This is a genomic window from Variovorax sp. 05N34 (assembly GCF_056397405.1).
This window is the reverse complement of record NZ_JBFTNI010000007.1, coordinates 204,074-215,827: the sequence shown is the minus strand read 5'-3', so window position 1 is coordinate 215,827 and position 11,754 is coordinate 204,074. Positions and strand designations below refer to the sequence as shown.

Here is an 11,754-nt window from a genome sequence, read left to right as displayed (position 1 = left end):
TGCGAACCCACCCTGCAAATGACCTTGCAGCAGGCGGCCGAAGGACAGCCTGACTTTCTTCCCATTGTCCAAAGTCTTCGGGAGACCACCGATCGGCCAGAGGTCCTGGGCGGCGCTGTGGCGGGCGTCGTAAAGGCCAAGTACCTGCCCAAGATGAGCGCTGGCGAGCCGTCCGTCGTCCTGATTTGTTTGCCCGAGCGAGTTCACGACTCCTTGCCTGCCTTGCTCGAGGACGACGCGGATATCGTGAACCTGACGTCTTTCGATTTGACGACATCGACCACCTGCCTGGTTCTCAAGGGGGGCGGCAAGTCCTTGGAGCTTGCAACGTATCCGATGGACGAATCTCTACGCAAACGAAGTGGAGCAATCGTTCTCGTCGTGGCTGTCGTGTGTGGAGAAGACGTCTGGGTACGGCGTCTCCACGCGGAGGATCCCGACCTATTGCTCGCTCGTGACCAAGCGTCAGGAATCGGGGCCGGCTACAACTTCGAGCCTTACCGTTGGTGGAGTGAAGAAGAACTGCAGCGTGCCGTAGTCGAGGCGCCGGCCGCTCAAAAGGCTTGGGAAGAAGAAGGATCCGCCTACCGACCGAAGTTCTGGGTCCATGCGCCGCTGGACGCCGCTACCGCCGGCACGTAAGAACGCCGAGGCCTAAGACTGGCTGCCAGCATCTGGTGCGATATGGCCGAATCTGTACGGCGCCCTCGCCGAACCGAAATGTCGCGAGGGCGCTCTTGCTGATTGGACTTGAGGTATGAGCAAGTGGGAAGTTGGACCAGTCGACGCTTTACCGACCAAAACGCTCGATGCTTGGCGAGTCTGTATCGTTCCCGCTGATGGACTAGACCGCCCCAGGACGGGCCACTTGTGGGGGTTTGTGCGCGAGACTTGCCGCGGCCGCGTCAGCACCGCGATTGCAAGGCTTGATCCGGTCAGTCGGCGTGTGTTGACTCGCTCAGGCCGCGTCTACCGGTTGGCCGGAGACTCCGGAGTCAATACTGACGCCCTGTACGTCTGGGGAGCATGGAAGCAAGCGAGAGGCATCCAGGTCGAAGATGAATTTGATGCTACTGACGAGGTCGAGACTGTTCTGTCTCGTCCTAGATAGATGACTGCCAAGCATCGACGCTTTGAAGAGGCGCGCTCGCACCGTCGCAACGGCTCTTAGGAACGGTTTGGGCTGAAAATCGTCTACTCTGGGTCGACCTTGGTCTGGGTCGACTGTGTCGAGGTGGCGCGCACAATATGGCCAAAGGAGAATTCGATGACCAGTATCGTTGGGCGCGCCATTTGTAGAGAGATGTCCCCGCGCGCCCAGCGGGTGCTCCGGAACATGGTCGAATCGGCAACCACGCCGTCCAAGTCATACAAGGTAAGAGCTGCCAGCGGAGGCTTCGTTATCTATCGGCCCGACCTACAGACCCGTCAGGGCATCTTCTCTCCGCGCCCGCCCATACTGAAGGCGGACGTATGAATCACTTATCTCGCAAGGTGAAGTGCCTGCTCCTCCGGCGTGGCCGGTAAGCCGTTAACGCGATTCGATTTCTTGATCTTGGGCCTGGGTTCCGGCGAAGCCCACCCGTGTTCTACGCCGTCGCCAAGTGAGCCGCTGCTGGTCGCTAGTCTTCGCGTCACTTTTCTATAGAAGCCCGCGCTGGAACTTGCCGTATCTTTTAATCCACTTGCCCTTGTCTGGGTGCCTTTGGTGGTCGTTGGTATTGACCTTCGGCGCTATCGCCCGGAATAGCCAACGACTTCTATTGGAGAGGTTGGTGAACAGGCAGTCCCGGCCATGAGCAACCGGTCGCGAGTCCACCCGCTACGACTGATCCACACTGGCTGCTGTCGGTCGAATTTTTCCGGCGAACGACGGAGATCGCCGATACCTGACGTCCGCGCCTTTCTTTGCGACTGACTGGTCTAGTCTGGAACTTGACTTCGGGATGCTCGTCCGCGGATCGGCGGGCGACTGGACGGCGAAAGTGACCGGAGCGGGTGAAGCAACCTGGCCGCGTCACATCGAATGGCTGCTTGCATCAGCGCCGGAATGGTGGTTCGGGCCCTAAGCGGTCACTGGGCTCGCTTCGAAGCAGTCATCTGCTGCGTGGTCATACCGGCTGTTTAATACCCCAGAAGCCGCTCGTCGATGCCGTCCGGAGGCATTCGCGTAAGGTGGGTTGATCCGGTGCAGCCGCGCAATCACCAGTGCCATCGACGACAACTCCGAGGCGCTCTCTGCGCCTACCTGCGCGAGGCCGCTGAGACTGTTTCCAACACGTCCTGCGGCGCGACAGGCTTCACCAGATGCCGGTCGAAGCCGACCTCGCGGGCGCGCGCCTTGTCCGCATCCTGCCCGTAGCCGGTGAGTGCGACAAGTTGGCAGTCGGTGCCGCAGATCGCGCGAATGCGCGCGCCCAGCTCGTAGCCATCCATGACTGGCAGTCCGATGTCGAGCAGGGCGACTTCGGGCAGCACCGCGCCGACGACCTCCAGTGCCGACACCGGGTCGTGGCACACGGTGACTTGGTACCCGTGCGCGCGCAGTAGTTGAGCGGTCGTGGAGGCGGCGTCGACGTTGTCGTCCACCAGCAAGATGCGCTGGCCGCGACCCACCGCGGCCGGCGCGTCGTCTGGGATGGTTGGTGCGCACGCCTCGGCCTCGGGAATAGCAAGCGGCAGATGCACCACGAATTCGCTGCCGCGACCGAGCCCTTCGCTTTGCACGTCAACGCTTCCGCCATGAAGACCGACCAGGCTGTGCACCAGCGCGAGGCCGATGCCCAGTCCGCCCTCGGCACGGTCGATGCCGCGCGGGCCCTGGTAGAAGAGCTCAAAGATGCGCGGCTGAATCTCGCGCGGAATGCCTCGGCCGTTGTCGCGAACGCTGATCGCGAAGCGCGCCTCGTCCACCGCCTTGCACGAGAGTTCGATGCAGCCGCCGGGTTCCGTGTAGCGAGCCGCGTTTATCAGCAGGTTGGCGACCACCTGCGCGATGCGAACGGGATCGCACACGCAACGCAGGTCGGGTTGCACGTCAACGCGCAGTTCGTGATTGCGCTGCTCCAGCAGCTCGCTCGCCTGTTCGACCGCCTTAGCGAGCAGCGCCTTTACATCGCTGGGCGTGCGCTTGAGCTCGATATTGCCGCGTGTGATACGCGAGATGTCGAGAAGGTCGTCCACGAGGCGCACCAAATGTTCGACTTGCCGCTGGATGATGCCCTGCTCACGCGCGGTGCCCGTGTCGCCGCGCATGCGCATCAGCTGCAAGGCCATCACGATCGGGGAGAGGGGATTGCGCAGCTCGTGGCCAAGCATGGCAAGGAATTCGTCCTTAGCACGGCTTGCCTCTCGCAGTTCTTCCAGCAGCTGCTCCCGCTCCGAAGCTGCGGCGAGTTGAGCCGCCTCACGCGCGATGCGCTCGGAGGCATCGCGGGTGAAGCAGCGCGTGTAGCGCAGCTCGCCGTCCTCGAAGTACCCGTTCGAGCAGATCAGGACCGTCTTTGTACTGCCGTCCCCGCAACGCATCTCGCCCGGTTCGTCGCGCAGCACCTCGCCGGCCCTGAGCCGGCGCAGAATTTGGTCGATCCGGGCAGGGTCGACATAGAACTCGGCGATGTTGTGGCCCACGTACTCCTCCCAGCGGTAGCCCAGCATCTCGAGCTCGGCCCGGTTGGCATAGAGGATTGCGCCGTCGCCGGCCACCTTGTGGATGCCTTCGCTCGCGTTGTTCAGGAAATCGGCGAGCTCGCGCTCTCGCTCGCGCAGCGTCTCCTCGGCGCGCTGACGCCTGCCTAGCTCGACGCGCAGCGCGCGCGTCTGCTGCTGCAGCTCGAGGAAGGTCATCGCCGCGGAGCCGGGCGGAGCCGCCGCTTCGTCGAGCGTATTGAGCACGCGCGAATGGGCCGCGCAGACATGTTGAAAGGCGCGAGCCTTCTCCGACGAGGAAAAGAGCTGCCAAGGATATGCGCAGAACAGCGCGAAGGCATAGCGCCGCGCCGCCTGGTTCCAGATCTGCTCTAGCTGCAGCGCGCCTTCGTAGTTGCCTTGCTCGCACAGCAGCGCCACCATTTCACCGAATGCGTGCAGCGGCTTGCCTGACCGTCCATTGCGCAACACCGGCCCCAGTGCCTCTTCGAACAACGCGGCGTCCGGCCGTCCATCGACCATGAAGCGCTCCAGGGTCTCTGCTGCATCGAGCATCACGAGCCGACCGGCAAATCCGCCGGTGATGTCGCAGGCTCCCTTGCCGAAGGCGCTCAGCCGCTGCGCAAAACAGGCGCGGTGCGCGGATGTCCCAATAGCCACGGCCATGCCCCCGGCGCGCAGAGCGGAGTCGAGGTGCTCGCAGACCTCATCGATCAACCAGTCGTCCCGGTCATAGAACCGGACTTCGTGGTCTTTGGGGAGGGACTCGGCGGTATTGGACATGTGTAAAGGCCGGGCTGGATCCGGAGTATGGACCACTCGACAGAAGACGGCAGAACCTACCGCGGCTTTACTCCGCCAGGATGCTTCGCCATAAATGACGTACCTTTTGGGGACCGAAGGGCGCGACGAACCGGGTGGCTGCTGGCGATCATTGCTATTTGTCGAGCACGTCACGTACCTTCGCGGCCAATTCGTCAAACGAAAACGGCTTCGTGATGAGCTGAACGCCCCGATCGAGGCGCCCATGGTGAACGATGGCATTGCGCGCATAACCGGTGGTGAAAAGCGCCTTGATGCCCGGCCACAAGGCTCGCGCGCGCGCCACCACCTCGGAACCGGTCATGCCTCCGGGGAGAACGACATCCGTGAACACGAGGTCAACGCTGCGCTTCTGCAGTACCCCGAGGGCCGCTGGGCCGTCCAGGGATTCGATCACCTGGTAGCCGAGCTCTCGCAATGCGTTGACTGTATACAGGCGCACGTCAGGATCGTCCTCGACCACCAGAATCGTCTCGCCCAATGCTTCGGGGGCCAACGCAGGCTCGGTCAACTCTTCCTGCGCCGTGTCGCCATGGCTGCGCGGCAAATACAGCCTGACAGTAGTGCCATGCCCCACTTCCGAATAGAGCTGCACATGACCGCCGGACTGCTTCACGAAGCCGTAGACCTGGCTCAGTCCCAAGCCCGTCCCCTTGCCTTCCGCCTTGGTCGTGAAGAAGGGCTCGAACACGCGGGTCATCGTTTGCGGGTCCATGCCGACGCCCGCGTCAGTGACGCTGATGACGACGTACTGACCGGGTATAACCTCAGCGTGCCGTGCAGCATAGGCTTCGTCGAGATGGCCATTGGACGTCTCGATCGTGAGCTTGCCCCCGGAGGGCATTGCATCCCGGGCGTTAACCGCCAGGTTCAACAGCGTGCTTTCCAGTTCGTTCGGGTCGACCTCGGTCGTCCAGAGCCCACCCGCTGCGACTGTTTCGAGTTGGACCGTTTCTCCGATCGCACGCCGCAACAGTTCCGAGATGCCCTGCACGACCAAATTCGCGTTCAAAGGCTTGGGATCGAGTGGCTGGCGTCGCGCAAATGCTAGCAGTCGCTGCGTGAGCGCTCCTGCTCGCCGGGCCCCGGACATAGCCTGGGCAGCAGCGCGGCGCAGGCGCGCCATTTCCTCGGGCAAGCTGCGCGACAGAATCTCGAGGTTGCCCACGATCACCTGAAGGAGGTTGTTGAAGTCGTGTGCGATGCCGCCGGTCAGCTGGCCTACCGCTTCCATCTTTTGGGCCTGGCGCAGGGCCTCCGTGCTCTGGACGAGATCTTCGGTACGCCGCCTGACCTGCTCCTCCAGGTCCAGGTTGAGTTCTCGCAATGCAGCTTCGATTCGACGGCGCTCGGCGATCTCTCGCTGCGTTTCCTCGAAAAGCCTAACGTTGTCGATTGCGACGGCCGCCTCGCCGGCGAGGCCGCTCAGATTGCGCTCTGAATCTTCCGTAAACACACCGCACTCGGAGTGGCCGAAGAAGAGACCGCCAATGACTGACCCGTTGCGTGAGATGACTGGCACCGCGAGGTAGCTGCACACTGGAAGGTGCCCCTTGGGCATTCCCCAGTGAGGCTCATTGTGTCCATACCGAGGATCGCGCGTGATGTCATCCGAGCGTACGATGCCGCTGCCTTCGAACGTCGGTGCGAAAACTTCGGTGTTCCGTGGCATGGGAAACTTTGAAAACGCCTCCTTTGGAACGCCGGAGATGCCGTAAAGCATGTAGCTCTCGCCGGCCGCATCCACCACGTTATAGAAGAACGCGCCGAACTGGGCGCCGGTCAGTGCCACGCCCGCGTCGGTGACGGTCTGAACGAGGGCGTCAAGGTCCGTTTCACGGGCGAGGGTCGCGCCAGCCTGGTTGAGGATTTCGAGCGCCCGCGTGCGCTCCCGCAGGGCCGATTCGACTTGACGGTGCGCTGTCCGATCTCTCAGGACCTTGACGAAGCCGCCACTGGGGTCCGTTCGATTCAAGGGCTTGGTCTCCCCTATCCCCCAGAAGCGCTCGCCGTTTTTGCGCAGACGCCAGCCCTCGGCGCCACCGGCGCCTTGTTCCACAGCAAGAGCGATCTCCGAGCGAAGCAATTGCTCACCGCCTTCCTCGATAGGGAATATTCGAGCGAGCGGCTGGCCCAGCATTTCCGCCTCGGTCCAACCGAGGATCTGGTGCGCGCCTTCGCTCCAGCCGGTGACGATGCCGTCGGCATCGATGGAGATGATGGCCGTCTCCGTCGCCCCATTGAGCACCCGGCGATAGCGGTCAATGACCGTTTGGCTCCATCGTGCATCGTCAGACCTTTCAGACACGCTGTGAGTCGAGAGCGGAATCTGAACGCGGGGTTCGGGTGCCATGGCTGAATTTGGTGCTGAGGGTCTGGGCGTGGCTGTTTCGGAAGTAGTGCTAAATGTTACCGGACCCCTGGGGCAAGCGCCCAGTGGCCACATCCAGTCGGGCAAGGACGAGGCCCGCAGTTGGTGGCGTCCTACGACTGCGCTTGACGCTACGCCGAAAACTGCAAAAAGGAAATAAGGGAACAAGAAGGAACCCCGTGACCCGCCGTAGCGAGCTCGTTGATCTGATACAGGCCCTTTCGCGCGAGGAGAGCACCCGGCAACCCACGGCAGCTTCTTGGCTTGCGCAGCAGGACGCGAAGGATCGTGGTGGAAACAGCGAGCAGACTTCACACGACCAGGCTGCACCCGAAGGCAAGGTCAACGGCAACGAGTGGCGTACGACGAAAGATCCGTCGGATGCGCCCAAGTCCTAGCGAGCCCATAGAGGCTGGCGTTCGGCACCCGAAGAGGCTTTGCTTTGCCCCCGGCAACGACTGCTTCCAAGCAAATTCCGCCGGCAGGTTTAACTTCCGCTACTGGCCGGGACTGACTGTTCGCCAACCTCCCTGATAGCGGCCCTTGGGCTATCCGGGCGATAGCCCCGAGGGGCAGTAACAGGGACCGCAGCGGACTGGTACTCGCGGCCATGACCGGAAGTACACGAGCGTCGGCTTTCGAGCAGTCCACGTTGGATGTCAAAGCTCCGCAAGCGGCATGCGCGTTGCGCGCCGAAATTGCTTCTCAAACAAGGGCGTGACACGGCTGGCCTCCGCAGGCATCGACTTCAGGCAGCGGCATTGGACTCTGAAGCAATTAGGGAGTAGAAGTCGCCAAGGGGCCATCCTGGTGGTCACCAAACGGAAGGTGCGTGGAAATGCGCCGACCGTGGCTCAGATTAGCCTGCCATCAAGGTTATCGGCGCGCAAATCGCTGGTGTCGTTGCTGACCTAAGCACCGAAATCGAACAAGATCGAGCCCCTCCCTGGCCTTCAGGATCTTGCGATGATCCCTACACTGACACTCGTGATCTACATGCCCACGCCGGCGCCCCCGAAGTCGTCAACGGGCGCGACCGGTGGTGCATTGACGGGGCCGCACGAGATCGGCCCGTGGAAATGCCCCCTGATCCTGTGAGTCCAGCCGCCAGCGAGTCAGCGCTTGGGCCGCATGGGCACGGGTCGCGGGATGAGGTCGCGCGCATGATCGACGCGCTCCATCGCTCGCTGATCGCCCTCGTCACGCTGCTCGAACTCGCGGTGATCGCGTAAATCCTGCTTCGTCCGCATCGCGATCCTGTCTCGTCCGGCGCGAGCAGGAAGCAGCCAGCCTGACAACAAGAACACGAGACCACGATGTTCTCGGCATTGACCAACATGGAAAGGATGAACGTATGCGCAAATTTCTTATCGCCTGCATCGTCTTTGGTGTCGTTACTTCGGTCGTTGCTGACGATTCGGCAAAGCTGGCTGGCGTCTGGAAAATGACTTCCTGGACCCGACATGAGGTTGCCTCGGGCAAGGACGGAAAGCCGTTTGGCGAGCATCCCACCGGCTACCTGATCTTTACCAAGGATGGCCATTTCATGTGGAGCGGATTCAAGGATCAGCGTCCAAAGCCGGCAGCAGCCGAGCCAACCGACGCCGAGAGCGTTGCCTTGTTCAAGACCATGTACGCCTACAACGGCACCTACAAGGTTGAGGGAGGCAAGATTGTCGACACCATAGAAGGCGCGTGGAACGAGGGTTGGGTCGGCACCAAATTCAAGGTCGACAAATACGAAGTCTCTGACAAAACATTGACCATGGTCTCGGCTCCTTTCAAGGCAAATACTGATGGCGCTGAGATGGTTGTCACGACTACCTACGAGCGGATTGAATAACCAGTGACGGAACTTCGAGGTCCCACCGTTGGCACCCTTCGCTCTGGGGCAGAGTGCCATTGGACTTCGGACGCGGCCGAGGCCCTTAGCGCTCGACCCCGAGTACGGCGAATTGGCCCCTGGATCGAACGCTACTGCGTCGCGCGGCGGCCGCTTCAGAACGACCAGCTTTCGGTAGCTTCGTTTCCAGCTTGTGACGCCTGGCAGTGATGCCTCTGCGCAGGGTCGATTCGCGAGCCGATCAAGATGCTGTTCGAGTCGCCGTCACATCATCAAGTCGCCGATCGCCGGGACGACCGCGCCGACCGTGCCGACCACGACAACGGCCCGCTGATTCCGCGGCGCTACAGCGGATGTGGGACCTCACGAAAGTGGGAATCTTGTGCTGAGGACGACCTCGGGTTTGGTGGCGGCGGTCAGGGTATTCGGGCGCGGTCGTTTCCGCCGTGCGAGTTGGCGGAGGAGGCGAAGTCCCACACCCGCTTCAGCACCAGCCTGCTTACCGCCGCAGTGGCCCCTGCACGATGAGGGTTGCCCACGCGCTTTCAAATCTTAATGACTGCACGTCTACGCAAACTCCTCATCGATCTTCGCGAAAGCTTCTGGCTTGTTCCCGCAGGAATGGTTCTGCTTGGGATCCTGCTTGCTGTCGGACTGCTAGGTATCGATCGCGGCGGTGCGTTACCTTCATGGATGACGCAGAGCGCTTGGCTGTACAACGGGGGTGGGACCGGCGCGAGGACGCTTCTGGGGGCAATCGCCTCATCCACCATCGGCGTCGCGGGGACAGTGTTTTCGATCACGATCGCCGCGCTATCGTTGGCCGCTGGCCAGATGGGGCCGCGGCTGCTGCGGAACTTCACACGCGATCGCGGAGTGCAGGTCACTCTGGGTGCGTTCCTTGGCACGTTCTCATACGCGCTGATGGTGCTGCGCAGCGTACGCACTCAAGAAGAAGGACCTTTCACACCACACCTCGCGCTTTCTGTCGGGCTCTTGCTCGCCTTTGGCTGCGTCGCGACCCTGGTCTACTTCGTCGGGCACATGGCGAACAGGATCAATGTGGATACGGTGGTGGAACTCGTTAGCGACGACGTGCGAACTGCGATGCGCTTGCTGTCCGTCGATGCGCAGGAGCCAGACCCTCCCGCTGAAGCTTTTTGGGCGCAGGCGACGCCTGTCATCGATTTTCGACGGGGCTATCTCCAGCAACTGGATGAAGCGTCGTTGGCAGACTGGGCGGCTCGCCATGGGACAGCGGTGCGACTCCTCGTGCGCCGCGGAGACTATGTCTTCCCCGGAGCGCCAATCGCGGTTGTATCGATCAAGGTCCCGGATGTTGAAGCGGCAATCCGTAAAGCCACCGCGCTGGGTTCTACGCGTGGTAGTAGTGGAGATGCCGAATCCGCGATCCGGCAACTCGTCGAAGTGGCGGTGCGCGCACTTTCGCCAAGCATCAATGACCCGCACACGGCCATGAGCGTGCTCGACCGATTGGGCGCCGCGTTGTGTGATCTTTCAGGCAGCCACCTTCCGAGCGGTGTCTCCACGCGTGACGACCAAGTCGTGCTGGTGGTGCCCCGTGTCAGCTACGACCGTCTGGTCGACGAAATGTTCCACATGATTCGACAGAACGCGGGCGGCAGCGCGGCCGTATTAATTCGAATGCTGGACGTTCTGATCGCGACCACCATCTGCGAGGCCGACGAAGGTCGCCGGGACGCATTGCTGCGTCACGCGGGGTTGATCTGGGCGGACGCTCGCCGCAACGTAGGCAATTCCGATGATGTTCTGGATGTGGGCCGGCGCTATGCCTTCCTCACCAGGTCGTGGCATGAGAGGGAAGGCGAGCGCTGCAGCGCTTCATCGATCGCGTGAGGCCTACCGTGCCGTCGCAAACAATGGAAAAGCGCACGTGCTTGTAATACACGTCCGCCATGAGACAAAGGACACGGCTGACGCTGCTCGCCTGGCTGGTAATGTCTATTGAGTAAGTGTGCTTCGGTGAGCCTTCCACTCAGGGTGGCTTTTCCTGCGGCATCCCGCCAAGGTCAGGAGCTCAAGTGTCCGAGATTGTGGTGGTTACCGGCGCTGGCGCTGGAGTAGGACGTGCGACGGCCGAAGAGTTCGCTAGGAACGGCTACGACGTTGCCTTGATGTCGCGCGATGCAGCCCGGCTTGAACGCGCTGCTGCCGAACTCCGCAAGCACGGTGTTAGAGCGCTGGCAATTCCAACAGATGTCGCCGATGCTGAGCAGGTTGATGCGGCAGCGAACCGCGCGGAAAGGGAACTCGGTCCGATCGACATCTGGGTCAATGTCGCCATGGCCACGGTGTTCGCGCCTGTCGCAGATCTCACTGCCGCCGAGGTCGAACGGGGCACGCGAGTGACGTACCTCGGTCAGGTCCACGGAATGATGGCCGCCATGCGTCGGATGCGTATGCGCAACCGCGGCACGATTGTTAACGTTGGCTCGGCGCTGGCGTACCGCTCGGTTCCTCTGCAGTCGATCTACTGCGGCGCGAAAGCGGCGATCAGGGGGTTCACCGATAGCTTGCGATCGGAGATCATTCACGACAAGCTGAAGATTCAACTCTCGATCGTCGATCTGCCTGCAATCAACACGCCGCAGTTCGACTGGGCATTGAACAAGACAGGTCGTCGCGCGAAGCCTGTTGCGCCGATCTTTCAGCCCGAGGTCGCGGCCCGCGCCATCTTTTTCGCCGCCACGCACAAGCGGCGCGAGGTCTGGGTCGGATTCCCGACAGTCAAGGCCATTCTGGCCAACCGCGTGGCGCCCGGCCTTCTGGACCGGTATCTGGCGACCACCGGCTATTCGGGACAACTAAGCGATCACCCTACGGCTCCCAATGCACCAGCCAATCTGTTCGCGCCCGTGCCTGGCGACTTCGGGGCGCACGGCCGCTTCGATGATGAAGCCAGCGCTCGGAGCTGGCAGATGTTTACCGAACGGCACCGCAGCGCCGCCTTCGCGCTCGTTGGCCTCGCGCTTCTCGCCATCACGGGCCTCCTGGCTCGACGTGCCTCACGCTAGCGCCCCGCTCGCCG

The 11,754-nt window shown here is 62.1% G+C and carries 10 protein-coding genes; 8 read left to right on the top strand and 2 right to left on the bottom strand.

Translation table 11 applies throughout. The annotated features are described in order from the left end of the window. The first annotated feature begins 18 nt into the window (after positions 1-18). Together AC1DMA_RS20040 and AC1DMA_RS20035 are read left to right on the top strand one after the other, a co-directional pair. A complete protein-coding gene (locus AC1DMA_RS20040) occupies positions 19-642 on the top strand; it encodes a hypothetical protein (RefSeq protein ID WP_478145307.1) in 624 nt (207 codons plus the stop codon). Between the two features lie 625 nt (positions 643-1,267). Further along, positions 1,268-1,477 (top strand): hypothetical protein, encoded by a 210-nt coding sequence (locus AC1DMA_RS20035; protein ID WP_478145306.1) that lies wholly within the window; start codon positions 1,268-1,270, stop codon positions 1,475-1,477. Positions 1,478-2,244: 767 nt separating this feature from the next. Here AC1DMA_RS20035 and AC1DMA_RS20030 read toward each other — a convergent pair. Next, on the bottom strand, positions 2,245-4,677 hold the full coding sequence (locus tag AC1DMA_RS20030; RefSeq protein WP_478145305.1) for an ATP-binding protein: 2,433 nt from the start codon (positions 4,675-4,677) through the stop codon (positions 2,245-2,247). Beyond that, complete coding sequence (locus AC1DMA_RS20025) at positions 4,586-6,823, bottom strand: ATP-binding protein (protein WP_478145304.1); 2,238 nt, start codon at positions 6,821-6,823, stop codon at positions 4,586-4,588. The genes AC1DMA_RS20030 and AC1DMA_RS20025 overlap by 92 nt, the downstream gene beginning before the upstream one ends. A 197-nt stretch (positions 6,824-7,020) precedes the next feature. Between AC1DMA_RS20025 and AC1DMA_RS20020 the strand changes: the two genes are divergently transcribed. The 6 genes from AC1DMA_RS20020 (at position 7,021) to AC1DMA_RS19995 (ending at position 11,740) form a co-directional block, all read left to right on the top strand. Beyond that, positions 7,021-7,239, top strand: coding sequence for a hypothetical protein (locus AC1DMA_RS20020; protein WP_478125416.1), 219 nt, complete (start codon positions 7,021-7,023; stop codon positions 7,237-7,239). 568 nt (positions 7,240-7,807) lie between these two features. Beyond that, on the top strand, positions 7,808-7,939 hold the full coding sequence (locus tag AC1DMA_RS20015; protein WP_478145303.1) for a hypothetical protein: 132 nt from the start codon (positions 7,808-7,810) through the stop codon (positions 7,937-7,939). Continuing rightward, a complete protein-coding gene (locus AC1DMA_RS20010) occupies positions 7,915-8,073 on the top strand; it encodes a hypothetical protein (RefSeq protein WP_478145302.1) in 159 nt (52 codons plus the stop codon). The genes AC1DMA_RS20015 and AC1DMA_RS20010 overlap by 25 nt, the downstream gene beginning before the upstream one ends. Positions 8,074-8,195: 122 nt before the next feature. Next, entirely contained in the window at positions 8,196-8,684 is a 489-nt protein-coding gene (locus AC1DMA_RS20005) for a lipocalin-like domain-containing protein (protein ID WP_478145301.1), read from the top strand. Between the two features lie 531 nt (positions 8,685-9,215). Continuing rightward, positions 9,216-10,562: a DUF2254 domain-containing protein gene (locus AC1DMA_RS20000; protein WP_478145300.1), complete on the top strand. Its 1,347-nt coding sequence runs from the start codon at positions 9,216-9,218 to the stop codon at positions 10,560-10,562. A gap of 185 nt (positions 10,563-10,747) precedes the next feature. Further along, complete coding sequence (locus AC1DMA_RS19995) at positions 10,748-11,740, top strand: SDR family oxidoreductase (protein ID WP_478145299.1); 993 nt, start codon at positions 10,748-10,750, stop codon at positions 11,738-11,740. Positions 11,741-11,754 lie beyond the last annotated feature (14 nt).

Excerpts from the sequence above, each read along its gene's own strand:
- AC1DMA_RS20040 (WP_478145307.1), top strand. The coding sequence starts at position 19 with ATGACCTTGCAGCAGGCGGCCGAAGGACAGCCTGACTTTCTTCCCATT.
- AC1DMA_RS20035 (WP_478145306.1), top strand. The coding sequence starts at position 1,268 with ATGACCAGTATCGTTGGGCGCGCCATTTGTAGAGAGATGTCCCCGCGC.
- AC1DMA_RS20030 (WP_478145305.1), bottom strand. The coding sequence starts at position 4,677 with ATGGGCGCCTCGATCGGGGCGTTCAGCTCATCACGAAGCCGTTTTCGT.
- AC1DMA_RS20025 (WP_478145304.1), bottom strand. The coding sequence starts at position 6,823 with ATGGCACCCGAACCCCGCGTTCAGATTCCGCTCTCGACTCACAGCGTG.
- AC1DMA_RS20015 (WP_478145303.1), top strand. The coding sequence starts at position 7,808 with ATGATCCCTACACTGACACTCGTGATCTACATGCCCACGCCGGCGCCC.
- AC1DMA_RS20005 (WP_478145301.1), top strand. The coding sequence starts at position 8,196 with ATGCGCAAATTTCTTATCGCCTGCATCGTCTTTGGTGTCGTTACTTCG.